Source organism: Streptomyces sp. NPDC088794, from assembly GCF_044750545.1.
In the GTDB taxonomy this organism is placed as follows: domain Bacteria; phylum Actinomycetota; class Actinomycetes; order Streptomycetales; family Streptomycetaceae; genus Streptomyces.
The window spans coordinates 770,571-792,775 of the sequence record NZ_JBIVKB010000003.1 but is presented as its reverse complement, the minus strand read 5'-3'; the positions used below and the strand labels follow the sequence as shown (position 1 = coordinate 792,775).

General features: G+C 71.0%; 23 protein-coding genes and 1 riboswitch. Of the genes, 13 read left to right on the top strand and 10 right to left on the bottom strand.

Annotated elements, in window-relative coordinates; genetic code table 11:
* The coding region (locus ACIP6U_RS12420) for a cbb3-type cytochrome c oxidase subunit I (RefSeq protein WP_401715502.1) at positions 1 to 461 on the bottom strand (461 nt) is incomplete at its 3' end.
* A 106-nt stretch (positions 462 to 567) separates the two neighbouring features.
* Between ACIP6U_RS12420 and ACIP6U_RS12415 the strand changes: the two genes are divergently transcribed.
* Both ACIP6U_RS12415 and ACIP6U_RS12410 read left to right on the top strand, forming a co-directional pair.
* Positions 568 to 1,119 (top strand): RNA polymerase sigma factor, encoded by a 552-nt coding sequence (locus tag ACIP6U_RS12415; RefSeq protein ID WP_401715501.1) that lies wholly within the window; start codon positions 568 to 570, stop codon positions 1,117 to 1,119.
* Positions 1,112 to 2,089 (top strand): CU044_5270 family protein, encoded by a 978-nt coding sequence (locus ACIP6U_RS12410; RefSeq protein ID WP_401715499.1) that lies wholly within the window; start codon positions 1,112 to 1,114, stop codon positions 2,087 to 2,089. The genes ACIP6U_RS12415 and ACIP6U_RS12410 overlap by 8 nt, the downstream gene beginning before the upstream one ends.
* Here the strand turns inward: ACIP6U_RS12410 and ACIP6U_RS12405 are convergent, their stop codons facing one another.
* Together ACIP6U_RS12405 and ACIP6U_RS12400 are read right to left on the bottom strand one after the other, a co-directional pair.
* On the bottom strand, positions 2,090 to 2,938 hold the full coding sequence (locus tag ACIP6U_RS12405; protein WP_401715497.1) for a bifunctional 5,10-methylenetetrahydrofolate dehydrogenase/5,10-methenyltetrahydrofolate cyclohydrolase: 849 nt from the start codon (positions 2,936 to 2,938) through the stop codon (positions 2,090 to 2,092).
* A gap of 22 nt (positions 2,939 to 2,960) precedes the next feature.
* Positions 2,961 to 3,044: riboswitch (ZMP/ZTP riboswitch) on the bottom strand.
* Positions 3,045 to 3,248: 204 nt separating this feature from the next.
* Positions 3,249 to 3,614 carry a nuclear transport factor 2 family protein gene (locus ACIP6U_RS12400; protein WP_401715496.1) on the bottom strand — a complete coding sequence of 122 codons (366 nt, stop codon included), beginning with the start codon at positions 3,612 to 3,614 and terminating at the stop codon, positions 3,249 to 3,251.
* 172 nt (positions 3,615 to 3,786) lie between these two features.
* Between ACIP6U_RS12400 and ACIP6U_RS12395 the strand changes: the two genes are divergently transcribed.
* Positions 3,787 to 4,080, top strand: coding sequence for a hypothetical protein (locus tag ACIP6U_RS12395; RefSeq protein WP_123996178.1), 294 nt, complete (start codon positions 3,787 to 3,789; stop codon positions 4,078 to 4,080).
* Between the two features lie 135 nt (positions 4,081 to 4,215).
* Positions 4,216 to 5,676: an aldehyde dehydrogenase family protein gene (locus tag ACIP6U_RS12390; RefSeq protein ID WP_401715494.1), complete on the top strand. Its 1,461-nt coding sequence runs from the start codon at positions 4,216 to 4,218 to the stop codon at positions 5,674 to 5,676.
* A 17-nt stretch (positions 5,677 to 5,693) separates the two neighbouring features.
* On the opposite strand, the gene ACIP6U_RS12385 is transcribed toward ACIP6U_RS12390, so the two are convergent.
* Positions 5,694 to 7,475 (bottom strand): ABC transporter ATP-binding protein, encoded by a 1,782-nt coding sequence (locus tag ACIP6U_RS12385; protein WP_401715493.1) that lies wholly within the window; start codon positions 7,473 to 7,475, stop codon positions 5,694 to 5,696.
* 52 nt (positions 7,476 to 7,527) lie between these two features.
* Positions 7,528 to 8,874, bottom strand: coding sequence for an FAD-binding protein (locus tag ACIP6U_RS12380; protein ID WP_401715492.1), 1,347 nt, complete (start codon positions 8,872 to 8,874; stop codon positions 7,528 to 7,530).
* Between the two features lie 226 nt (positions 8,875 to 9,100).
* On the opposite strand from ACIP6U_RS12380, the gene ACIP6U_RS12375 reads away from it, so the two are divergent.
* The 4 genes from ACIP6U_RS12375 to ACIP6U_RS12360 all read left to right on the top strand — a co-directional run bounded on the left by ACIP6U_RS12375 (position 9,101) and on the right by ACIP6U_RS12360 (position 12,257).
* Positions 9,101 to 10,186, top strand: a complete 1,086-nt coding sequence (locus tag ACIP6U_RS12375; RefSeq protein ID WP_123996174.1) for an S-(hydroxymethyl)mycothiol dehydrogenase — start codon at positions 9,101 to 9,103, stop codon at positions 10,184 to 10,186.
* Positions 10,186 to 10,815, top strand: a complete 630-nt coding sequence (locus ACIP6U_RS12370) for an MBL fold metallo-hydrolase (protein WP_401715490.1) — start codon at positions 10,186 to 10,188, stop codon at positions 10,813 to 10,815. The genes ACIP6U_RS12375 and ACIP6U_RS12370 overlap by 1 nt, the downstream gene beginning before the upstream one ends.
* Positions 10,816 to 10,842: 27 nt before the next feature.
* Complete coding sequence (locus tag ACIP6U_RS12365) at positions 10,843 to 11,217, top strand: DUF4180 domain-containing protein (RefSeq protein ID WP_401715488.1); 375 nt, start codon at positions 10,843 to 10,845, stop codon at positions 11,215 to 11,217.
* A gap of 89 nt (positions 11,218 to 11,306) precedes the next feature.
* Positions 11,307 to 12,257 (top strand): SDR family oxidoreductase, encoded by a 951-nt coding sequence (locus ACIP6U_RS12360; protein WP_401715487.1) that lies wholly within the window; start codon positions 11,307 to 11,309, stop codon positions 12,255 to 12,257.
* A gap of 2 nt (positions 12,258 to 12,259) precedes the next feature.
* Here the strand turns inward: ACIP6U_RS12360 and ACIP6U_RS12355 are convergent, their stop codons facing one another.
* Positions 12,260 to 12,796, bottom strand: a complete 537-nt coding sequence (locus ACIP6U_RS12355) for a hypothetical protein (protein WP_401715486.1) — start codon at positions 12,794 to 12,796, stop codon at positions 12,260 to 12,262.
* A 49-nt stretch (positions 12,797 to 12,845) separates the two neighbouring features.
* Here ACIP6U_RS12355 and ACIP6U_RS12350 point away from each other — a divergent pair, with 49 nt between their 5' ends.
* Together ACIP6U_RS12350 and ACIP6U_RS12345 are read left to right on the top strand one after the other, a co-directional pair.
* Positions 12,846 to 13,637 carry an SDR family NAD(P)-dependent oxidoreductase gene (locus ACIP6U_RS12350; protein ID WP_401715484.1) on the top strand — a complete coding sequence of 264 codons (792 nt, stop codon included), beginning with the start codon at positions 12,846 to 12,848 and terminating at the stop codon, positions 13,635 to 13,637.
* Positions 13,638 to 13,798: 161 nt separating this feature from the next.
* Positions 13,799 to 14,497, top strand: a complete 699-nt coding sequence (locus ACIP6U_RS12345) for a L,D-transpeptidase family protein (RefSeq protein ID WP_401715482.1) — start codon at positions 13,799 to 13,801, stop codon at positions 14,495 to 14,497.
* A gap of 31 nt (positions 14,498 to 14,528) precedes the next feature.
* Here the strand turns inward: ACIP6U_RS12345 and ACIP6U_RS12340 are convergent, their stop codons facing one another.
* Positions 14,529 to 15,731, bottom strand: coding sequence for a Gfo/Idh/MocA family protein (locus ACIP6U_RS12340; RefSeq protein WP_401715480.1), 1,203 nt, complete (start codon positions 15,729 to 15,731; stop codon positions 14,529 to 14,531).
* Between the two features lie 175 nt (positions 15,732 to 15,906).
* Between ACIP6U_RS12340 and ACIP6U_RS12335 the strand changes: the two genes are divergently transcribed.
* Both ACIP6U_RS12335 and ACIP6U_RS12330 read left to right on the top strand, forming a co-directional pair.
* A complete protein-coding gene (locus ACIP6U_RS12335; protein ID WP_401715479.1) occupies positions 15,907 to 17,088 on the top strand; it encodes an ROK family protein in 1,182 nt (393 codons plus the stop codon).
* 99 nt (positions 17,089 to 17,187) lie between these two features.
* Positions 17,188 to 17,373 carry a hypothetical protein gene (locus ACIP6U_RS12330; protein WP_401715477.1) on the top strand — a complete coding sequence of 62 codons (186 nt, stop codon included), beginning with the start codon at positions 17,188 to 17,190 and terminating at the stop codon, positions 17,371 to 17,373.
* A 123-nt stretch (positions 17,374 to 17,496) separates the two neighbouring features.
* Here ACIP6U_RS12330 and ACIP6U_RS12325 read toward each other — a convergent pair whose 3' ends face one another.
* The 3 genes from ACIP6U_RS12325 to ACIP6U_RS12315 form a co-directional block, all read right to left on the bottom strand.
* Positions 17,497 to 18,873 carry a S1 family peptidase gene (locus ACIP6U_RS12325; protein WP_401715475.1) on the bottom strand — a complete coding sequence of 459 codons (1,377 nt, stop codon included), beginning with the start codon at positions 18,871 to 18,873 and terminating at the stop codon, positions 17,497 to 17,499.
* A 164-nt stretch (positions 18,874 to 19,037) separates the two neighbouring features.
* Positions 19,038 to 19,868, bottom strand: coding sequence for an SAM-dependent methyltransferase (locus ACIP6U_RS12320; RefSeq protein ID WP_401715474.1), 831 nt, complete (start codon positions 19,866 to 19,868; stop codon positions 19,038 to 19,040).
* 53 nt (positions 19,869 to 19,921) lie between these two features.
* Positions 19,922 to 20,983, bottom strand: a complete 1,062-nt coding sequence (locus tag ACIP6U_RS12315; protein ID WP_401715473.1) for a DUF3800 domain-containing protein — start codon at positions 20,981 to 20,983, stop codon at positions 19,922 to 19,924.
* Positions 20,984 to 21,007: 24 nt separating this feature from the next.
* Here ACIP6U_RS12315 and ACIP6U_RS12310 point away from each other — a divergent pair, with 24 nt between their 5' ends.
* Positions 21,008 to 22,186: a MalY/PatB family protein gene (locus ACIP6U_RS12310; RefSeq protein WP_401715471.1), complete on the top strand. Its 1,179-nt coding sequence runs from the start codon at positions 21,008 to 21,010 to the stop codon at positions 22,184 to 22,186.
* Positions 22,187 to 22,205: the final 19 nt, after the last annotated feature.

Here is a 22,205-nt window from a genome sequence, read left to right as displayed (position 1 = left end):
CCCATGATCCACAGGTCGGCGCCGATGCCCGGCGAGCGGACCGCGTCCGACAGCGGGCTGTAGGCGAACCAGCCGAAGTCGGCCGCGCCCGAGGGGGTCAGGAAACCGCCCACCGCGATGGTGGAGCCGAACAGGTAGAGCCAGTAGGCGAACATGTTCAGCCGCGGGAAGGCCACGTCGGGCGCGCCGATCTGGAGCGGCATGATCCAGTTCGTGAAGCCGGCGAACAGCGGCGTCGCGAACATCAGCAGCATGATCGTGCCGTGCATCGTGAACGCCTGGTTGAACTGCTCGTTCGACATGATCTGCAGACCAGGACGGGCGAGCTCGGCGCGCATCAGCAGCGCCATCACGCCGCCGATCAGGAAGAACGCGAACGACGTGACGAGATACAGCGTTCCGATGGTCTTGTGGTCCGTGGTGGTCAGCCACTTGATGCTCTTGACATGGATGTTCTTCACGCCCCGCCTGTGTCCGCTGCCGCCCCACCGGTCACACTCGGGGAACGCGAGGTGAATCACGGAATCGGGGTGTGACGTTTCGGCGAGTGCCGGACACGTACGGGACATGAGCAACGACGAGTTCTTCGCCGCTGCCTATCGCGAGCACTACTGGGCGGTCAGCCGCTATGTCGCGCGGCGACTGGACGGGCGTACCGGCGAGGTGGAGGAAGTGGTGGCGGAGGTGTTCACGGTCGCCTGGCGGCGCCGGACCGACCTGCCGGGATCCCCCCTGCCCTGGCTGTACGGAGTGGCACGGAACTGCCTGGCGAACGCGGTACGCGGCCACGGACGCCGGCGCCGGCTGGTCGCGCGGCTGGGCAACGACGAGACCGCGCACGGCCGGCAGGTCGTGGCCGGACCCGACACCGACGCCCCGGGCGCCTGGGTGCACGAGGCGCTGGCCCGGCTCTCCGAGGCCGACCAGGAGGTACTGCGCCTGACGGCGTGGGAGGAACTGGCCATCGACGAGGTCGCCGTCGTTCTCGGCTGCGGCCGTCGAGCCGCCGCGATGCGGCTGCACCGGGCCCGGCGCCGGCTCAGAGCCGAGATCGACCGCGTCTGCCCCGACGCCACCCGTACCGACGCCACCCTGACCAAGGAACACGGCCATGGCTGACGACCTCGACCTCGACCTTCTGCGCCGCGCCAACCCCATGCCGGTCGACGGCCCCCACTACGGCGACGGCCCCCTCGACCACCACGCCGAACGCCGCCTCGACCGGCTGCTGCACGAACGCCCCCTGGCGCGTCGCCGCACCCGACTCCTGTGGAGCCTCGCGGCCGCCGCCGTCGTCGCCACGACCGCGCTGACCCTGCTGCTCAGCGGCCCGAGCACCGCTCCCGCGGTCGCCGCCCCGCGCCCGCTGGTCGTCCAGGCCGACTCCACTCCCGTATCTCTGCGTCAACTGGCCGAGCTGGCCGAGGCGATCGCGACCGACGCCTCGCCGCGGCTGCGCAAGGGCACGCATGCCCAGTCCTGGAGCCTGGGCATGAGCGACGACAAGTCCCCGATCACCCTCCCGCAGGAGCGCGTCGTGCGCTGGAAGGCGGACGGCAGCCACACGGAACTCGTGGTCGCCACCGACCCGCGCCACCCCGGCCGCCCGGTCCTCAGCGACGCGAACGGCGAACCGCACCTCGTCGAGGACGGCCACGTCATCAACCGCCAGACCTACCCGCCCAGTTGGAGCGACGCCCCGCCCGAGTCGCCGCCCCCGCACGACCCCACGAAGCTGCGCGCCTACCTGACGGAGGCCACCTATACGCACGGCACCATGACCACCCCCCATCTCCTCGACGCGGTCGGGGTGTTGCTCGACAACTGGACGCTCGGCGCGGCCGAGTCCGCGGCGCTCGCCGAATTGCTCGCCGACGCCGAGGGGTTGCGTCCTGTCGGCCAGGTGACCGACCGCCTCGGCCGCCGCGGACAGGCCTACGTGTACGACGGGTCCGGCTACCGCCACATGCTGATCATGGACCCGTCCACCGGAGCCGTCCTCGGCCTGGAGGCCGTCTACACGAAGGCCGTGCCCGAGTACGGGGTGAAGGCGGGCGCGGTCGCGGACTACAGCGCGTGGATGCGCTGATCACACCCCGAGCTGCCGGGCGGCCGCGTCCACGGTCTGTTCGAGGAGCGTCGCGATCGTCATCGGACCGACGCCGCCCGGCACCGGAGTGATGAGGCCCGCGCGCTCCGCGACCGAGTCGAAGTCGACGTCACCGACGTTGCCCGGGTTGTACCCGGCGTCGATCACGACGGCGCCGGGCTTGATGTCCGCCCCGCGGATCAGCCGGGGCCGGCCCACGGCCGCGACCACGATGTCCGCCTCCCGGACCACGTCCGACAGGTCCTTCGTCCGGGAGTGGCAGTACGTCACCGTCGCGTCCCGGGCGAGCAGCAGCATGCCCACCGGCTTGCCGAGGATCGCGCTGCGGCCGACGACCACGGCACGCCTGCCGGACGGGTCGACCTCGTACTCGTCGAGCAGCCGCACAATGCCGCCGGGTGTGCAGGACACGAATCCCGGCAGGCCGAAGCTCATCGTCGCGAAGGAGGCGAAGGTGACGCCGTCGACGTCCTTCTCGGGCGCGATCGCCTCGAACGCGGCCCGCTCGTCGATGTGTTCGCCCATCGGGTGCTGCAACAGGATGCCGTGCACACCGGGGTCGTCCGACAGGCCGCGCAGCGTGGTGATCAGTTCCTCGGTGGTCGTGGTCGCGGGCAGGGCCACGTGGCGGGACTCGATGCCGGCCTTGCGGCAGCGGTTCTGCTTCATGCGGACGTAGGTGACGGAGGCGGGGTCCTCGCCGACCAGGACGGTCGCGAGACACGGTGCGGCGCCCGTGCGGTCGGTGAGGTCGGCGGCCTTCTTGGCGGCGTCCTCGACGATGCGCCGGGCGAGGGAGGTGCCCTCCATGAGCCGGGCCTGAGACATGATCCACTCCTGGGCTGGATGACGGGATCGCCCAGGCGCACGGCAGTTGCTCTGCGAGGCCGCTCCCCGGTGGTACTCCACCTCAGCGCCAGTCACGGCCCGGTACGAGCCTAACGTCTGCGGGTGGCACGCCGTGCGGGAGGGAGCGGGCGGGGCCGGGCAGCCCTCAGGGCCGACCGGAGAACGACGGCGGACACGTGCCGGCCCGCCGCGGAGCCCGGGCGTCGCCGCCTGGTCCCGCCCAGCGCGGACCGTACGGAGAAGGTCCAGGTCAGCCGCGAGCTGATCTGGACCCGCGCGGTTCTCCCGCCTACTCGTCCCATGCCTCGATCATGGTCTGTTCGGAGATCCTGCCGTCGCGCAACGTGATCATCGACTCGGACAGGACCCGCATCCCGTCCGGGTACCGGCAGGACTCGCTGAAGGCCGCGCTGTCGCCCTGGACCACGCACCTCTCCAGCTTGTGCGTCATGTCGCGGCTGTAGACGTCGCTCAGCATCCGGCCGATGGCCTCCCGGCCGTGCAGGACCGTGGGGTTGCTGGGCTGACTGTTGCGGTTGACGACGCGCAGTTCCGCGTCGTCCGCGTAGAGAGACAGAAGCGTCTCCGGTGTGTGTCCTTCGATGCCCCGGCGCAGTGTGTCGCTGTCGAACGCCGGGCGTGCCGCCGTGCCCATGGTGACCTCCCTGAAGGGCCGCGGCCCGACAGGGAAACGGGCCGCGGAGGACCTCACCTCCGAGCCTCCTCCGCCCCGGCACGCTCGGCAAGCGCAACCGCGCGCTGGGCCTGACGGGTGAGGAGCGCCCACGGGCCGTGACCGTCGGGCGCCGAGCGGCGTTGCTGAAATCATGATCTCAACACGACGTATCGTCGCCGCCGTTGGTCTCGCCGCCGGTATCACCGGTCTCGCCGCGCCGATGGCGGGCGCGGCCGAGGCGGCCGCTCCGGACGCCGGGAAAATCAACCCCATCGCCACGCTCGACTCGCTCACCGTGAGCGACATCCCGGAGCAGCACAAGTCGGCGATCCCGCGGCCGTCCGGCCAGCTGCAGCAGCTGAACAAGCTCAACGACCTCAACCAGCTGCACCAGGTCACCGACCTCGCCGCCCCCGTGACCGGGCTGCTCGAGGGCATGGAGTAGTCGGCCGAACGTCGCACGTCCCAGTCAAGGGCCGCCCGGACCACCGGGCGGCCCTTGACATTGCCCCAGTCGAATCGCAGTCTTTCGTCAGGAATGTGAATACAGTTTCACCTGGCGAACGCAAAGGTGCGTACGATGCCCATCACCCGTGACCTGTTCATCGGCGGCAAGGACGTGCCCGCCGCCTCCGGCCGGACCGCCGAGGACGTGAATCCGTACACCGGCGAGGTGTACGCGACCGTGGCCGCCGCCGGCCCGGAGGACGTACGGCGCGCCGTGGACGCCGCCGACGCCGCCTTCGAGGAGTGGGCGGCGCTGGCGCCCTTCGCGCGGCGGGCGATCTTCCTCAAGGCGGCCGACCTGCTGGACGCCCGTGGCGAGCAGGTCGCCGAGCTGATGGCCCACGAGGCGGGCGGCACCCGGCCCTGGGCGTACTTCAACGTGGCCCTGGCCGCGAACATCCTGCGCGAGGCCGCCGCCGCGATCACCGCACCGCGCGGCGAGGTGCTCAGCGCCCAGGAGCAGGGCGCGCTGGGCCTCGCCGTGCGGGAACCGCTCGGCGTGGTGGCCGCGTTCGCGCCGTGGAACGCACCGGTGATCCTCGGCGTACGGGCCGTCGCGGCACCCCTGGCGGCCGGCAACACGGTCGTAGTCAAGCCCAGCGAGGACGCTCCGCTCGCCTGCGGATTCCTCGTCGCCGACGTGCTGCGCGAGGCCGGGCTGCCCGACGGCGTGCTCAACGTGGTCACCAACGCCCCCGAGGACGCGGCCGAGATCGCCGAGGCGCTCATCGCCGACGAGCGGGTCCGCGCGGTCAACTTCACCGGCTCCACCAACGTCGGCCGCATCATCGGCGAGCACGCGGCCCGTCATCTCAAGCCCGCCGTCCTGGAGTTGGGCGGCAAGAACGCCGTGCTCGTCCTCGCCGACGCCGACGTGGACTACGCGGTCGACGCCGTCACCTTCAGCGTGTTCATGAACGCGGGCCAGATCTGCATGTCCGGCGACCGGATCCTCGTGCACGAGTCGCTGGCCGAGGAGTTCACCGCCAGGTTCGCCGCGAAGGTGGCCTCGCTGCAGGCCGGTGACCCGTCGGACCCGCACACCGTGGTGGGCCCGTTGGTGAGCACGTCGGCGGCGCGGCGGGTGGCCGGGCTGGTCGGGGACGCCGTGGCCAAGGGCGCGAAGGTCGTCGTCGGAGGGGGCGAGCCCGCGGAGGCCGTGCACCCGGCGACCGTGCTGAGCGAGGTGCCCAAGGACGCCGAGCTGTACTACGCGGAGGCCTTCGGGCCGGTCTGCGTGCTCGACACCTTCACCGACGACGCCACCGCGGTGGCCGCCGCCAACGACACCGACAACGGACTGACCTGCGGCATCATCACCGAGAACGCCACCCACGGGCTGGCCGTCGCGCGCCGGATCCGCACCGGCATCGTGCACATCAACGACCAGTCGGTGGCCGACGAACCGCAGGCCCCCTTCGGCGGGGCGAAGGCCTCCGGGTACGGGCGGTTCGGCGGGCGCTGGGGCATCGAGGCGTTCTCCAACACCCGCTGGGTGACCATCGCCACCCAGCAGGCGCACTACCCCTTCTAGGGATCGACGCCCAGGAATCAGCCCGCCGTCGCCAGGAACTGTGTGGCCGCCAGCTCCGCGTACAGCGGATCGGCGGCCACCAGTTCGCGGTGGGTGCCCACGGCCCGTACCCGGCCCGCGTCCATCACCACGATCCGGTCGGCCGTCGTCACCGTCGACAGCCGGTGCGCGACGACCAACACCGTGGTCGTACGGGCGACATCGGCGACCGTGTCGCGCAGCGCGGCCTCGTTCACCGCGTCCAGCTGCGAGGTGGCCTCGTCGAGCAGCAGAAGGCGAGGGCGGCGCAGCAGGGCACGGGCGATGGCCACGCGCTGCCGTTCGCCGCCCGAGAGCTTGGTGCCCCGGTGGCCGACCAGGGTGTCAACTCCCTTGGGGAGTTTGGCGATCAGACCGTCCAGGCGGGTCGTCTTGAGGACCTTGGTGAGCGCGTCGCCGTCCGCCTCCGGGTTACCCAGCAGCAGGTTGTCCCGCAGCGAGCCCGACAGCACCGGCGCGTCCTGCTCGACGTACCCGATCGCGGACCGCAGCCTCGGCAACTCCCAGTCGTCCAGGGGGAGTCCGTCGAGGGTGATCGTGCCCGACTCGGGGTCGTAGAACCGCTCGATGAGGGAGAACACCGTCGTCTTGCCCGCGCCGGACGGGCCGACGAACGCGGTCATGCCCTGGGCCGGTACGGCGAACGTCACGCCGTGGTGGACGTAGGGCAGGTCGTCGGCGTACCGGAAGCGGACGTCCGTGAAGGCGAGCGCGGCCGGTTCGGCGTCGCCGGTCGGCAACGCGGCGGGCTCGGCCGCCGGTTCGGCGGGCAGGCTCAGCGCCTCCTGGATGCGGGCGAGGGCCGCGGCACCCGTCTGGTACTGGGTGATCGCGCCGACCACCTGCTGGATCGGCTGCATCAGATAGAAGACGTACAGCAGGAACGCGACCAGCGTGCCGACGTCGATGGCCCCCGTCGCGACCCGTGCCCCGCCCACCGCGAGCACCGTGATGAAGGCGATCTGCATCGCCAGGCCCGCCGTGTTGCCCGCCGCCGCCGTCCACTTGGCGGCCCGCACGCTCTGCCGCCACGACTCCTCGGCCGCCTCGTGCAGGGTGCGCTCCTCGCGGTCCTCGGCGCCGGACGCCTTGATCGTGCGCAGCGCGCCCAGGATCCGCTCCAGCGAGGCACCCATCACGCCGACCGCGTCCTGCGCCTGGCGGCTGGCCCGGTTGATGCGCGGGACGATCACACCAAGGACCGTCCCCGCGCAGACGACCACGGCCAGGGTGACCCCGAGCAGCACCGGATCGACCAGGCCCATCATCACGATGGTCGCCACCAGCGTCAGCCCGCCCGTGCCCAGCCCCACCAGCGAGTCGGTGGTGACCTCGCGCAACAGGGTGGTGTCGGAGGTGATCCGGGCCATCAGGTCGCCCGGCTCGCTCCGGTCGACGGCCGCGATCCGCAACCGCAGCAGATACGACGACAGAGCGCGCCGCGCGCCGAGCACGACCGACTCGGCGGTGCGCCGCAGCACGTACGAACCCAGCGCGCCCAGCGCCGCGTTGGCCACCACGAGCGCGGACATCGCCAGCAGGGCACCGGTGATGGTGCGGTCGTGCGAGAGGTCGTCGATCAACCCCTTGGCCACCAGCGGCAGAAGCAGCCCGGTGGCTCCGGTGAGCAGCGAGAGCAGGGCGCCCGCGAGCAGCGTCCACCGGTGCGGCCGGACATAGGCGAGGAGCAGCCGCCAGGCGGGCGGGTCGGGCCGGGTCTCTACGATGCTCACTGCGCTCCTTCGACGGGCGGTGAGCATTCAGGCTACGTCGGCGGACACCTCGGCTGTCGCCCCGTCCGGTGGTAAGCGGTCACGGCCACATGCCGTACCCCCTGGTCAGGACGCGGTTCGTGTCGTGCAGGGCCTTGGCGCGGACCAGGTCCTCCCAGGCCGGGCCGTAGTGGGCCCGCCAGTCCTCTGGGGTCATCGGCAGTGCGCTGACCGGGTACAGGACTCCGCCGACGGTCCTCGCCCGGTCGTAGAGGGTGCGGTTCGCGGTGATCAACTCGCCGACCACGTCCGGGCGTTCCGGCGGTGCCGTGCGCATCAGGGAGAGCAGGCAGAGGAGTTCGCCGGGTGGGCGGCGCAACAGCGGGGCGTGCAGGGCGCTGCCCGTGAGGGGGCGCAGCTGGACGGCTCCGCCGTCCTGCAACCCCTCCTGCGCGGTGGCCGCGAGTACCGACGGTACGAAGGAGACGGCGGCCTCCTCGGGGAGCAGCAACGTCAGCCACGGGTGCGGGCGTTGCCATTCGCCGGTGGCGCGCAGCAGGCGTTCGTCGCGGTCGAGGCGGTACAGGTACTCCGCGTAGGAGAGGTCCTCGATCTCCGCCGTGTCCCGCTCGTGGTCCAAGTCGCCGACGAACAGGCCGTCGTCGAAGGGGAGTTCGTCGACGTGCGGGGCCACCGCCTCGATCACGTACCTCCAGCCGCCGTCGAGCGCGGGCCGGGCCTCGCCCACGACATGGCTGAAGCGGGCGTCCCGGGCCAGCCGCCGCTGGTCGGCGAAGAACGTGCCGGGGGCGGGGTGGGGGAGACGGTAGCGGCGCACCACAGTCGGCGCGGGCACCAGCCGCAGCGTGGCCCGGACGATCAGCGCGCACTGGCCGAGCCCGGCCAGGACGGCGTGGAACAGCTCCGGTTCGACCTCGGGCGAGCACACCACGCACTCGCCGGTGCCGGTGACGACCTCCAACTCCCGCACCCAGTCGGCGACCAGACCGAAGCGGTGGCTGGAGCCGCCGAAGCCGCCGGTGCTCAGCACCCCGCCGACGCTGCTGCCCAGGTGGTCCGGCAGCACCGGCGGCGCGAGACCCTCGGCGAGCGCGGCCCGTACGACATCCCGCCACAGGACGCCCGCGCCGGCGACCAGTGTCCGCTCGCCGGGCACGCAGCGCACCGCGTCGAGCGCCGCCATGTCGACCACGTAACCGTCGTCCGCCTGGCTCTCGCCGTACAGGGCCTGGCCGCCGCCGCGCGCGGACACCGCGAGGCCCCGCGGTCCGGCGAACGCGACGAGCTCGCGGACGGCGCCGGCGGACCGGGCCGCGAGGACACCGCGGGGACGGGAGCCCACGATGTGGCCGAAGTCGGCGGATACGCGGAGCAGGTCCTCGTCCTCGGCGGGCGTCGCGGGAATGATTCCGGGCGTGCTGTTCATGCCGCGCTCCTGCGGGAGTGGCTGTTCGGCTCCCGAGGGGAGAGCCGTGCTGGAATTCCGCTCGCCAACCTACGCAGACCCGGTGCGAGCAGGGACGATTCATAGCGAATTCTTGCCGGGGTCATGAAAAGCCGGCCCAACGAGGCCGTTCCTTACCGTGCCGCTCCTGATCAGTTGCACGTAGGGTCGAAAGGACGGATGTCGGTCGACGAAAGGGGTCCCCACCATGGCGCAGGAAGTACGTGGTGTGATCGCACCGGGCAAGGACGAACCGGTACGGCTGGAGACGATCGTCGTGCCCGATCCCGGCCCGGGTGAAGCGGTCGTACAGATCCAGGCCTGCGGGGTCTGTCACACCGACCTGCACTACAAGCAGGGCGGGATCAACGACGACTTCCCGTTCCTGCTCGGCCACGAGGCCTCCGGCATCGTGGAGTCCGTCGGCGAAGGCGTCACCGACGTCGCGCCCGGCGACTTCGTGATCCTCAACTGGCGTGCGGTGTGCGGGAACTGCCGGGCCTGTCTGCGCGGCCGCCCCTGGTACTGCTTCAACACGCACAACGCGAAGCAGAAGATGACCCTCACCGACGGCACCGAGCTCTCCCCGGCCCTGGGCATCGGCGCCTTCGCCGACAAGACGCTCGTCGCGGCGGGCCAGTGCACCAAGGTCGACCCTTCCGTCGCCCCGCAGGTGGCCGGACTGCTCGGCTGCGGTGTGATGGCCGGCATCGGCGCCGCGATCAACACGGGGAACGTCGGCCGGGGCGACACGGTCGCCGTCATCGGCTGCGGCGGCGTGGGCGACGCGGCGATCGCCGGGTCGAACCTGGCCGGGGCCGCGCGGATCATCGCCGTGGACATCGACGACCGCAAACTGGAGACCGCCCGGACCATGGGCGCCACCCACACGGTCAACTCCAAGGAGACGGACCCGATCGAGGCGATCCGCGAGCTGACCGGCGGCTTCGGCGCCGACGTCGTCATCGAGGCGGTCGGCCGCCCGGAGACGTACAAGCAGGCGTTCTACGCCCGCGACCTCGCCGGGACCGTGGTGCTGGTCGGCGTACCCACGCCGGAGATGAAGCTCGAACTGCCGCTGCTGGACGTCTTCGGTCGCGGCGGCGCGCTGAAGTCCTCCTGGTACGGGGACTGTCTGCCCTCCCGCGACTTCCCGCTGCTCATCGATCTCCATCTCCAAGGCCGCCTGGATCTGGGCGCGTTCGTGACCGAGACGATCGAACTGACCGACGTGGAGAAGGCCTTCGAGCGGATGCACCAAGGCGACGTGCTGCGTTCGGTGGTGGTGCTGTGATGGCCGCGCGCATCGAACACCTCGTCACCTCAGGGCAGTTCACGCTCGACGGCGGCACCTGGGACGTCGACAACAACGTGTGGATCGTCGGCGACGACCACGAGGCGATCGTCATCGACGCCGCGCACGACGCCGACGCCATCCTCGAAGCCGTCGGTGACCGGCGGCTCGTGGCCATCGTGTGCACGCACGCCCACAACGACCACATCGACGCCGCGCCCGCCCTGGCCGACCGCACCGGTGCCCCCATCTGGCTGCACCCCGACGACCTGCCGCTGTGGAAGCAGACCCACCCCGACCGGGACCCCGACGCACACCTCGCCGACGGCCAGGTCATCGAGGCCGCCGGCGCCGACCTGAGGGTGCTCCACACCCCCGGGCACGCACCGGGCGCGGTCTGCCTCTACGACCCCGCTCTCGCGACCGTCTTCACCGGCGACACCCTCTTCCAGGGCGGCCCCGGCGCGACCGGCCGCTCCTACTCCCACTTCCCGACGATCATCGACTCCATCCGTGACCGTCTGCTCACCCTGCCGCCCGACACCAAGGTCCTCACCGGCCACGGCGACGGCACCACCATCGGCGCCGAGGCCTCGCACCTGGAGGAGTGGATCGCGCGCGGGCACTGAACCGGTGGGCCATTACGATCACCTGACATGACCACCAACACGCTCGTCACCCTGCACGGAGTGCGCGTCCTGCGCATCGCAGCCGAAGGCCCGCCGCTCGACGGTGAACAGGCCGCGCTCGACCTGATCGGCGACGCGATGGGGCAGGAAGCCGAACTCGTGGCGGTGCCCGTCGAGCGGGTCGCGGACGAGTTCTTCCGGCTGCGGTCCGGGGTGGCGGGCGCGGTCATGCAGAAGTTCGTGAACTACCGCCAGCGCCTGGTGATCGTCGGAGACGTGTCCCGGCACGTCTCCGAGAGCACCGCCCTGCGCGACTTCGTGCACGAGACCAACCAGGGCGGCCAGGTGTGGTTCCTGGCGGACGAGGACGCGCTCGACGCGAGGTTGCGTCCGGCCGGGTGAAGACCGGCCAATAGGCGACAGAAGATGTCCGGTTTTCCCGAGATCCTCGACGTGGAAGCACACACACGACGGGAAACGGGAGGTCGGACATGTCCGCGCCGCAGAAGGACAAGGCACCGCTGACGGACAGGGCGCCGCTGAAGGGCAGGATCGCGCTGGTCGCCGGGGCGACGCGAGGAGCGGGACGCGGAATCGCCGTGGAACTCGGCGCGGCCGGTGCCACGGTCTACGTCACCGGCCGCAGCACCCGCGAGCGTCGCTCCGAGTACGACCGCCCCGAGACCATCGAGGACACCGCCGACCTCGTCACCGAAGCCGGCGGCCACGGCATCGCCGTACCCACCGACCATCTCGACCCGGCCCAGGTCCGCACCCTCGTGGACCGCATCGCGGACGAGCAGGGCCGGCTCGACGTCCTGGTCAACGACATCTGGGGCGCCGAGAACCTCTTCGCATGGGACGCCCCCGTCTGGGAGCACGACCTCGACAAGGGCCTCAGGCTGCTCCGGCTCGCGGTCGAGACGCACGCGATCACCAGCCACCACGCCCTGCCCCTCCTCCTGCGCAACCCCGGCGGACTCGTCGTCGAGGTCACCGACGGCACCGCGGAGTACAACCGCGACACCTACCGCGTCTCCTTCTTCTACGACCTCGCCAAGACGTCCGTGCTGCGCATGGCCTTCGTCCTCGGCCACGAACTCGGCCCGCGCGGCGCCACCGCGGTCGCCCTCACGCCGGGCTGGCTGCGCTCGGAGATCATGCTCGGCCACTACGGCGTCGGGGAGGACAATTGGCGTGAAGCACTCAAAACAACCCCGCACTTCGCGATCTCCGAGACCCCGCGTTACGTCGGCCGCGCCGTCACCGCCCTGGCCACCGACCCCGAGGTGGCCCGCCGCAACGGCCAGTCCTTCTCCAGTGGCGGACTCGCCCAGGAGTACGGCTTCACCGACCTGGACGGCAGCCGCCCGGACGCCTGGCGCTACCTCGTCGAGGTGCAGGACGCGGGCAAACCGGCCGATGTGACCGGCTACCGCTGACCTCAGGGGGCCGGGAGCTGCGGCAGCGGCCAGCGCGCGGAGTGACCCGGCCCCAGGTCCAACTCCTCGCGCACGGCCGCGTAGTAGCCCTGACGTCCGGCCCGCTGCCGCTCCAGCAGCGCCTGCCACGCGTCGGCATCCCGGGTGCCCTCGCGCAGGAACCGCTCCATGGCCAGCACCGTGGCGACCCACGCCCGGGCCTTCTCCACCACGTCCGGGCTGCCCAGCAGGAGCAGCGTCTCCCCGGCCGGGTCCCGGGCGAGCCCGGCCTCGGCGATCAGCGGTGCCGCCTCCTCGGGCGACAGGGGATGCGGATGCGGGTCGTTGCCCAGGTGCGAGGCCACCCGGTAGGTGAGCGTGACCGTCTTCTTCAGCACGCGCGCGTAGTCGCTGTACACGGCCAGCCGCCGCTCCTCCCAACGGGCTTCCCGCTCCCGGCGGTACCGCGCCTGATCGCCCCGGACGACGGCCAGATACGAACCGAGCGCGCCGATCACCACACCTATGAGCGCGGGCAGTTGCTGCATGAACGCTGACATGGGCGCACGGTATCTGCCCAGTTGATCGTTTCGGGAGTAGGTTCGGCCCATGGCTGACACGAAGCGCTTCGAGGGGTACGGAGTCCTGGTGACCGGCGCGGCCCGAGGCATCGGCGCCGCCATCTCCCGGCGGCTCGCGGGGGAGGGTGCGCGGGTCCTGATGACCGACGTCGACGGGCCCGAGGCGGAGAAGACCGCGGACGTGCTGCGCGAACAGGGGCTCACGGTCGAGGCGTTGGAGTGCGACGTGGCCGACCGCGCGTCCGTGGAGGCGGCCGTCGCGCACGCCGTCGAGGCCTTCGGCTCGCTGGACGTCCTGGTCAACTGCGCGGCCCACTGCACGCCCGACCCGCCGCTCCTGGAGGACGGCACGGACGAGGCGTGGGCCAGTGACATCGACATCACCCTGACCGGCACCTACCGCTGCTGCCGCGCCGCTCTCCCGCACCTGGCCGCCTCCGGGCGCGGCGCCATCGTCTCCATCGGCTCGGTGAACGGCATGGTGGACTTCGGCAACCAGGGCTACAGCGCGGGCAAGGCGGGCCTGGCCTCCCTGACCCGCACCCTCGCCGGGCACGCGGCTCCGCGAGGGGTGCGCGTCAACCTCGTGGTGCCGGGGACGATCCGTACCTCGGCCTGGGAGGGACGGGAGGACGAGCTGGCGGAGATCCGCCCCCTCTACCCGCTGGGCCGGATCGGCGAGCCCGACGACATCGCCTCCGCCGTCGCCTTCCTGGCCTCCCGGGACGCGTCCTGGATCACCGGCACCTCGCTCGTGGTCGACGGCGGCATCACAGCGGTGAGCCCTGGTTTCACGGAGAGGCTCCGACCCCGTCCGTGACATCGGGCGATGGACGATTGTCACCGTTTCGTCGCAGCGCGCCCAGCCGTACAACGAACCGGACGGGGCACCGGTCTAGGTGGATGAGATCGCAGGACCGTACTCGGTCGCAGGACCGTGAGAAGTGGTCGCAGGACCGCAAGAAGGGGAATGGGCCCACCATGGGGGACATACGCAGACGGGGCGCCGTCGCACTGGGGATCACCGGACTCGTCGTACCGCTCGGACTCGCGCTCGGCACCGCGCCCGCGCAGGCGGCCACGAACTGCACCACGCAGGCCGGGCCCTATCAGAAGAAGGTGGAGAAGTTCCTCGGCCGGCCGGTCGACGGCAAGCAGTCCACCGCCGACTGCAAGGCGATCAAGGCCTTCCAGACCAAGCACGGCATCACGCCGAACATCGGTTACGCGGGCTCCGTCACCTGGGGCGTGATGAACCTGATGAACAAGCAGAAGGCGGTCGGGAACAACCCGAACCGGGACGGCAAGTGCCCCACCAACAAGGGCCGGATCGCCTGCGTCAACCTCACCCTCCAGCTCAGCTGGATCCAGGACGGCAGCAGGCTCGTCTACGGCCCGGTCCCGGTCCGCACCGGACGCAACGGCTACGAGACCCGCACCGGTCTGAACAAGATCTACTGGCGCGACATCGACCACGTCTCGAACATCTACGACGTGCCCATGCCCTACAGCCAGTTCTTCGACGGCGGCCAGGCCTTCCACTCGGTCAACCTCAGCATGTGGAACCCGCCGGGCTCGCACGGCTGCGTCAACATGACCAAGGCCACCGCCAAGAAGTACTGGTCGCTGCTGAAGAAGGGCGACGACGTCTTCGTCTACGGCCGCAAGCCGGGCACCTGATCGGAACGGGCGCCCGGCTCACGGGAGTTCGTCACGCCTCGGGCGCGTCTCCGAAGTCCGGGATGTCCAGCCTGGCCCCGCCCTGCCGCGCCGAGTCGTGCGCGATGATGCCCGGCAGGGTGTAGCGGGCGGCGACCCACGCGTTCACCGAGGGCAGGGTGCCGGTGTTGACCGCGGTCACGAAGTCGTCCGCCAGGAAGTGGTGGCTGCCCTCGTGGCCGTTGTGCAGGTGGTCGAACTCCCGCGGCAGCCGCGCCCGGTCGTGCACCGGCGCCGACCCTGAGGTGAAGGCGGCCCGAAGATCCGGCGCGATGTGCTGGAGTGACGGGTCGTCAGGAGACATGGTGGGCTTGGGCTCCAGCAGTTCGCTGATGTCCTGCACCCCCTTCTTGTCCTGCCAGAAGGCCACCGTCGCGAGCTGCTCCATGCTCGCGTCGGTCCCGAAGAACCGGAAACGCGACTCCCTGATCTGCGAGGGATAGCCCACCCGCCGGAACTCGTTCGTGCGGAACGACCCGCCGCCGGCCACCTCGAACAGCGCGGTGGCGTTGGAGAAGTCGTTGCCGAACTGGCTGACCTCCTTGTCGAACACCCCGTCCCCGCGCTCGTCGACCACCCCGATCGCCGACACGCTCACCGCGTGCGTCTGCCAGGCGCCGAGCACCCCGCCGACCGAGTGCGTCGGGTACAGCAGCGGGGGATAGCTGGCGGTCGCCTTCCAGTTCTCGCCGCCGCTGTACTGGTACGCCTCGTAGAACCCCAGGTCCATGTCGTGGACGTAGTCGCCCTCGGCGTAGAAGATCCGCCCGAAGGCACCCTCGGCGATCTGGTTGCGCGCGTGCACGGTCGCCGGGTTGTACTGGCTGGTCTCGCCCATCATGTACGTCAGTCCGGTGGTGCGGACCGTGTCGATGATCGCGGCGATCTCGTCGGTGGTGATCGCCATGGGGACCGCGGAGTACACGTGCTTGCCGGCGTTCAGGCCCTGCAGCACCAGCGGGCCGTGCGTCCAGCGCTGCGTGAAGATCGCGACCGCGTCCACGGCCTCCGACTCCAGCATTGCCTCGTACGACGGGAAGGTGCCGGCCAGCTGCTGGGCGTCGACGAGCTGCTGGGCGCGCTCGGGCAGCAGGTCGGTGACGTAGACGTCGCTGACGCCGGGATGGGCATGGAACAGGGTGGCGAACTGGCCGGAGAACTGCCCGGCGCCGACGATGCCGATCGAGAACGTCATGTGAGGCGTGTCCTTCGCTGGTCGAGAATCCTCGCGCCACTTACTTTTGTTGCGAAAGAATCATCTCGTCAAGATGTCTGCGGGAATGGGCTGACATCTTTGCTTGCGTATCCCGCGGCCCTAGGGTGTGCCTGTTGCTTCTACGGTGAAACTAATCATGGGGAGAACGACGTCCATGACCACGCATGCCGCCAGCTGGCTCCCGCTGAGCACGGGTGAGCGTTCGGTGGCGATCGAGGTGCTCGTCCACGGGCCGCTGTCGCGCACCGAACTCGCCCGCAGGCTCTGCCTCTCCGCGGGCAGCCTCACCCGGCTGACCAAGCCGCTGATCGAGTCGGGCCTGCTGATCGAGGTCGCCGAGGCCGGCGCGGGCCTCGGCTCCGGTTCCGGTTCCGCGGAGGTGCGCCAGGGCCGCCCCTCGCAGCCGCTGGACGTGGTCGCCGAGTCCCGCTCCTTCGTCGGCTTCAAGATCACCGCTGACATGGTCTACGGCGTCGTCACCACCCTCAGGAGCGACATCGTCGCCCGCCACGACCGCCCGCTGGAGTCCCGCGAACCGGACCGGGTCGCCGATCTGCTCGCGGAGATGACCAAGGAACTCACCCACGCACACCAGGGCCTCGCCGGCATCGGGATCGGGGTCGGCGGCCTGGTGGAGAACCGTACGGTGGTGCGCGAGTCGCCGTTCCTGCTGTGGCGGGACGTCCCGCTGGCCGAACTGGTCCGGGAACGCACCGGGTTGCCCGTGGTCGTCGAGAACGACGTCGCCGCACTGGTCGAGGCCGAGACCTGGTTCGGCGCCGGCCGCGGCCTGGACCGCTTCGTCGTCCTGACCATCGGCGCGGGGATCGGCTACGGGCTGGTCCAGGGCGGCAGACGGGTGCCCAACGCCGAGGAGGACCGCGGCTTCGGCCGCCACTGGATCCTCGCCCCCGACGGACCGCTCACCCCCGACGGGGAGCGCGGCAGCGCCGTGTCCCTGCTGACCATCGGCAACATCCGCTACCAGATCAACGCGGCCACCGGCCGTGACCACAGCTACGAGGAGATCCTCGCGCTGGCCGCCGCCGGCACCCCCGGGCCGGCCCGCGTGATCGGCGAGGCGGCCCGCGCCCTGGGCATCCTGGTCGCCCACATCGCCAACTTCGCGATGCCGCAGAAGATCCTGCTGGCCGGCGAGGGCGTCGGCCTCATGGATGTGGCCGGGGACACGGTCGAGGAGACCGTCCGCACCCACCGGCACCCGCTGGCTCCTCGGGTCGCCCTCGAGACGAAGGTGTCCGACTTCCACGACTGGGCCCGCGGCGCCGCCGTGCTGGCCATCCAGGTCCTGGTGCTGGGACCTGCGCAGACGTGAATTCCGGACGGACGGTGGCTGATACACGTGATCAGTAACACGGTCCGAATTGCCGGTTTATCTGCCGGTTACTCACAACGCCTTCACCCGTCGGGCCGTATGCTTCACACCATGTCCACCACTGTTGAACCCGCCTCCGATCGCTCGGCAGACGAGGTCAACGAGGAGATCCGGGCCCTGTGGCACCGGTCGGGCGGGACACTGAGTGGCGAGCAGCGCAAGGAGTACCAGCGGCTCGTGCTGGAGTGGGCCGCCGCGGCCCCGCAGCCGGCGCACGCGGCCTGACCCGCACGCCGACCGGAGCCCCCCGAGCCTCGACCGACCTCGAGCCTCGACCTCGACGACCTTGCCAAGACCAGGACCTACGCGGGCACCCGATCCGACCGGACGGGTGCCCTTTCCCTTGCGTCACCCCCACATCGCCCGGTACTGGCGCTGATACGCCTTGCGGTCCTGCTCGGCGCGGATGAAGCGGGTGGCCACCAGCGCGACCAGGCTGCCCGCGATCACCAGCAGGCCGGGACCGACGTTCTTCGGGTCCGTGAGCTGGGACACGAACGTCTCGCCGGTGAGGCCCGACGAGGGAGCCGAGGAACCCGGAGAGGTCGAACCGGGGGCGATCGCGCTGTGCGTCGCCGAGGCCGCCGGTGTCGGTGCCTGCGAGCCGTTCTGCCCGGCCGCCTGCTTCGACACGATCATCTGGACGTTGAGCGCGGTCATCGCCTTGGTCACCGGCTGGAAGAACGTCGTACCGCCCGAGGTGCAGTCGCCGCTGCCGCCCGAGGTGATGCCCAGCGCGATGCCCTCGGAGAACATCGGGCCGCCGCTGTCCCCGGGCTCGGCGCACACATTGGTCTCGATCAGACCGGTCACCGTGCCCTCGGGGTAGTTCACCGTCGCGTTCAGCCCCGTCACCTGCCCGTCGCGCAGACCGCTGGTGCTGCCGCTGCGGAACACCCGCTCGCCGACCGACGGATCGCCCACGCCGGTGATCCGCACGCCGTTGCCGTTGCCGATGGAGACGACGTCGGCCCCCGCGCCCGCCGTGCCGCTCGCGTACTGGACCAGCGAGAAGTCACTGCCGGGGAAGTTCTGCTGGACCGTCTTGCCCACCTGCTGGGTGCCCTGGTCGTCCGCGAACCAGAGCGAACCGGTCGGTCCGCAGTGCCCGGCGGTGAGAATGAAGTCGCTCTGCCCGTTCGTCACGTTGAAGCCCGCCGAGCAGCGACCGCCGGTCGACAGGATCGGCTGCGCGCCGTTGAGCCGGGTGGTGAACGTGCCCTGCGTGCGCTCCGTCTTCACGAAGGCGCCGATGTTTCCCGCGACCTGGGTCATCCTGGACCAGTCGGAGGAGGACACGGTGCTGTCGCCCTGCACCACCACCTGGTTGTTGCGGTAGTCCATCACCCAGGCCGTGCCGGGCACCCGGGGCGCCGAACGCAGCGTCGAGGCGGCCGACTTGAGCTCGTTCATGCTGTGGCTGACGACCTTCGCCACGACCCCGGCCCGCTCCACCTCGGCGGCCGTCTTCTCGTCGGTCACCGCGACGACCGGTTTCCCGTCGGCGCCGATCCAGTTGCCCGCCGTACGCGAGGCACCGAGCCGGGCGGCGAGTCGCGCACCCTCGTTCGTGGCGGTGTCCTTGGAACTGAACGGGACGGCGGACGTGCCGGAGGGTTCACTCGCCATGGCGGCCTGCGTCACCATCGCTCCTCCCAGGAGGAGTCCGCCGACTGCCGCCAGCCGTGTAACCCGCCGGACGATCCGTCGTCGTGCGTGCCTCATCAATGGCTCCCGAACCCCGAACGCGCGGCCTCAACACCGCGGGGCGCTCCGGTCGTTGAGTGCCCTCTCTCCTTAACGGGTGCGGAGGCGGAGGCGTTCAGAGCGCGCATGATCTTCTCGCCCGTCCCACGGGCCGCCCGCGCATGGCACGCGCCCGCCCCGGCTCACGGCTTGCGGCCCACCCCGCCGTACATCGCCACCTCCCGCGGCACGGCCTCCGGCGGCCCCTCCGGGCGCCAGCGCGAGCACGACACCACCCCGGGCTCCAGCAGATCGAGGCCGTCGAAGAAGCGGGCCACGTCCTGCGGGCTGCGCTGGGTGAGGGACGGGATGCCGCGTTCGTTCCAGAACCTGACCGCCTCGTCCATGTCCGGGATCGCCGGGCTGCTGATCGTGTGCGACAGGACGAGGTGGCTGCCGGCCGGAAGAGCGTCCAGGTAGCGGCGGACGACGGCGTACGGATCCTCCTCGTCGGGCAGGAAGATGACCACCCCCAGCAGCATGAGAGCCACCGGCCGGCTGAAGTCCAGTGTCCTGGCGGCCCGTTCCAGGACCGTGTCGACGTCACGCAGGTCCGCGTCGAGGTGGTCCGTGCGGCCCTCGGGTGAACTCGTGAGCAGGGCGCGGGCGTGGGCCATGACGAGCGGGTCGTTGTCGACGTAGACGATCCTGCTGTCCGGGGCGTGCCGTTGGGCGATCTCGTGGGTGTTGTCGGCTGTGGGCAGCCCGGTGCCTATGTCGAGGAACTGGCGGATGCCCGCCTCGGTGACGAGGTGACTGACGGCGCGTCCCAGGAACTGCCGGTCGGCGCGGGCGTAGTCGTGGATGGCCGGATGCAGTTCACGGATGCGGTCGCCGGCCACTCGGTCGACCTCGTAGTAGTCGCCGCCACCGAGCCAGTAGTTCCAGATCCGGGCCGCGTGCGGGCGCAGGGTGTCGATGCGTCCGCGCAGCGTCGCGGCGGGGTCGTCCGTGGCTGGGATGTGCTCCGTCACGGGGTCAGCTCCTGGAGGGCCTGGTGGGGGGAGCGGATATGTCAAGTGGCAATCTAGACTGCCGAGTTGATGTCTGCCGAGGGAACCGCATGGGTTGTTTTCCCGGCAACTTCCGGCGCGGTCCCGCCCGCGGTGTTCCCCGGGCCGTCACCCGCCAGCAGCGCCCAACTGCGCTCGTCCCCCCACGCCGACGCCGGGTCGACGTACGGCCGCAGCAGAGCTGTCAACTCCGGGTCCGCCCGTCGGTTCAGCACGTCCGAGGCGATCTTGCGGGCGATCCCGGCGAGGTAGTCGGCGACCTGCACGCGCGCGTCCAGGCGCGAGTGCACCAGGTGCACCTCGCCGAGCCCGACTCCGGACCGCCGCGCCGTCTCCTGGATCCAGGCGATCCGTTCCGGCGTCAGCATGTTCTGCCTGTCGTGCGTCAGCTGCACCGTGCGACCGCCCGCGCTCCAGTACGCGGCCGTTCCCACGATCGCCGGTAGGAGGGGATTGAGGACGGGAACCAGAACCGGCCCGGACAGGACCCGGGCCCGATAGGCGTCCGCGCGCGGGCGGGCCGCCGCGAGCCGCTCCAGGATCCCCGCGAGGTCCGTACCGGGATGCGCGCGCCGCAGCGCCTCCACCGTCCGGAAGAAGCCGTCGACGGGTTCGCCCGGTTCCCCGTCGTTCCTGATCCGCAGCAGTCGGTTGGCCGCCTGGAGGAAATCCCGCCACCGCTCCTCGCCGAGCACCCGCGGGCCTTCGCGGAACAGGGCGAGCCCCTCGGAACCGCCGCCGAGCAGCAGGTCGGCGACCCGGTCCACGACGAAGAAGGTCTTCTCGGTGAGATGTACCTTCGCGTCCCCGTGGATCGGCCCCGCCGGTGCGAGCAGCCACTCCAGCACCGCCCGGTGCTTCTCCCGCAGCAGGTGGTTGGCCTTGTACTCCTCGGCGGGCGAGCGGATGCGGTCCCGGATCTCCTGCACGTACGCGGCGGCGGAATCCATCGGCAAGCGCACACCGGCGTGCGCGAACACGTCCGTGTTCCCGCCGGTGAGATTCTCGCCGTCCGACCCCGACTCGTCGCAGGCGATCTCCACCACCCGCGGCTCGTACGCGTCGTTCCAGGTCACACCAGGGCCCCCTATCTTGAGCGCATGACCAGGATCGCGCACGACACCACAGGTGAGGCAAACCCTTTGTGCGCCCTCACCCTCGACCGCCTTCGATGTCGTACGAGCATGAAGTGGCGCACCTACCCGCCGGACGTCCTGCCCCTGTGGGTGGCCGAGATGGACGTGCCGCTCGCCGCACCCGTGGTGCGCGCGGTGACCGACGCGCTCGTGCTCGGCGACACCGGATACCCGGCCGGCACCGCCTACGCCGAGGCGCTGGCCGAGTTCGCCGAGAAGCGGTGGGGATGGGACGGGTGCGCGGTGGAGCGCACCGCGATCGTGCCCGACGTGATGATGGGCATCGTCGAGATGCTGCGTCTGGTCACCGGGAACGGGGACCCGGTGGTGGTCAATCCGCCCGTGTATCCGCCGTTCTTCCAGTTCATCGAACACATGGACCGACGCGTGGTCGAGGCGCCGCTCGGCTCCGACCTGCGCATCGACCTCGACGTGCTGGAGGAGGCCTTCCAGCGGGCGGTCGCGGGCGGCGGGCGGGCCGCCTACCTGCTGTGCAGCCCGCAGAACCCGACCGGCACGGTACACACCGCCGACGAACTGGCCGCGGTCGCCGCCCTCGCCGAGCGGTACGGGGTGCGCGTGGTCGTCGACGAGATCCACGCCCCGCTGACCGCCTCGGGCGTGGACTTCGTGCCGTACCTGAGCGTGCCCGGCGCCGAGCGCGGCCTGGCGCTCCTGTCCGCCTCCAAGGGCTGGAACCTGGCAGGACTGAAGGCCGCGCTCGCCGTGGCCGGTCCGGCGGCCGCGGCCGACCTCGCCCGGCTGCCCGAAGAGGTCAGCCACGGGCCCAGCCACCTCGGCGCCATCGCCCACACCGCGGCCCTGCGGGACGGCACCGCGTGGCTCGACGCGCTGCTCGCCGGGCTCGACGAGAACCGACGGCTGCTGACCGACCTCCTCGCCGCACACCTCCCGTCCGTCGACTGCCGTCCCGGCGAGGCCACTTACCTCGCCTGGCTCGACTGCCGCGCACTCGGCCTCGGCGCCGACCCGGCCGACGTCTTCCTGGAGCGGGGGCGGGTGGCACTGAGCCCCGGGACCCGCTTCGGCACCGGCGGGGCGGGACACGTACGCCTGAATCTGGCGACCTCGCCGGAGGTGATCGAGGAGGGCGTACGGCGCATGGCGGCGGCCCTTGGCTGAGCGCTGCCGGGGGTGTCAT

Coding starts and splice junctions, on each gene's coding strand:
- ACIP6U_RS12415 (WP_401715501.1), top strand. CDS start 568: ATGAGCAACGACGAGTTCTTCGCCGCTGCCTATCGCGAGCACTACTGG.
- ACIP6U_RS12410 (WP_401715499.1), top strand. CDS start 1,112: ATGGCTGACGACCTCGACCTCGACCTTCTGCGCCGCGCCAACCCCATG.
- ACIP6U_RS12405 (WP_401715497.1), bottom strand. CDS start 2,938: ATGTCTCAGGCCCGGCTCATGGAGGGCACCTCCCTCGCCCGGCGCATC.
- ACIP6U_RS12400 (WP_401715496.1), bottom strand. CDS start 3,614: ATGGGCACGGCGGCACGCCCGGCGTTCGACAGCGACACACTGCGCCGG.
- ACIP6U_RS12395 (WP_123996178.1), top strand. CDS start 3,787: ATGATCTCAACACGACGTATCGTCGCCGCCGTTGGTCTCGCCGCCGGT.
- ACIP6U_RS12390 (WP_401715494.1), top strand. CDS start 4,216: ATGCCCATCACCCGTGACCTGTTCATCGGCGGCAAGGACGTGCCCGCC.
- ACIP6U_RS12385 (WP_401715493.1), bottom strand. CDS start 7,475: ATGCTCACCGCCCGTCGAAGGAGCGCAGTGAGCATCGTAGAGACCCGG.
- ACIP6U_RS12380 (WP_401715492.1), bottom strand. CDS start 8,874: ATGAACAGCACGCCCGGAATCATTCCCGCGACGCCCGCCGAGGACGAG.
- ACIP6U_RS12375 (WP_123996174.1), top strand. CDS start 9,101: ATGGCGCAGGAAGTACGTGGTGTGATCGCACCGGGCAAGGACGAACCG.
- ACIP6U_RS12370 (WP_401715490.1), top strand. CDS start 10,186: ATGGCCGCGCGCATCGAACACCTCGTCACCTCAGGGCAGTTCACGCTC.
- ACIP6U_RS12365 (WP_401715488.1), top strand. CDS start 10,843: ATGACCACCAACACGCTCGTCACCCTGCACGGAGTGCGCGTCCTGCGC.
- ACIP6U_RS12360 (WP_401715487.1), top strand. CDS start 11,307: ATGTCCGCGCCGCAGAAGGACAAGGCACCGCTGACGGACAGGGCGCCG.
- ACIP6U_RS12355 (WP_401715486.1), bottom strand. CDS start 12,796: ATGTCAGCGTTCATGCAGCAACTGCCCGCGCTCATAGGTGTGGTGATC.
- ACIP6U_RS12350 (WP_401715484.1), top strand. CDS start 12,846: ATGGCTGACACGAAGCGCTTCGAGGGGTACGGAGTCCTGGTGACCGGC.
- ACIP6U_RS12345 (WP_401715482.1), top strand. CDS start 13,799: ATGGGGGACATACGCAGACGGGGCGCCGTCGCACTGGGGATCACCGGA.
- ACIP6U_RS12340 (WP_401715480.1), bottom strand. CDS start 15,731: ATGACGTTCTCGATCGGCATCGTCGGCGCCGGGCAGTTCTCCGGCCAG.
- ACIP6U_RS12335 (WP_401715479.1), top strand. CDS start 15,907: ATGACCACGCATGCCGCCAGCTGGCTCCCGCTGAGCACGGGTGAGCGT.
- ACIP6U_RS12330 (WP_401715477.1), top strand. CDS start 17,188: ATGCTTCACACCATGTCCACCACTGTTGAACCCGCCTCCGATCGCTCG.
- ACIP6U_RS12325 (WP_401715475.1), bottom strand. CDS start 18,873: ATGAGGCACGCACGACGACGGATCGTCCGGCGGGTTACACGGCTGGCG.
- ACIP6U_RS12310 (WP_401715471.1), top strand. CDS start 21,008: ATGACCAGGATCGCGCACGACACCACAGGTGAGGCAAACCCTTTGTGC.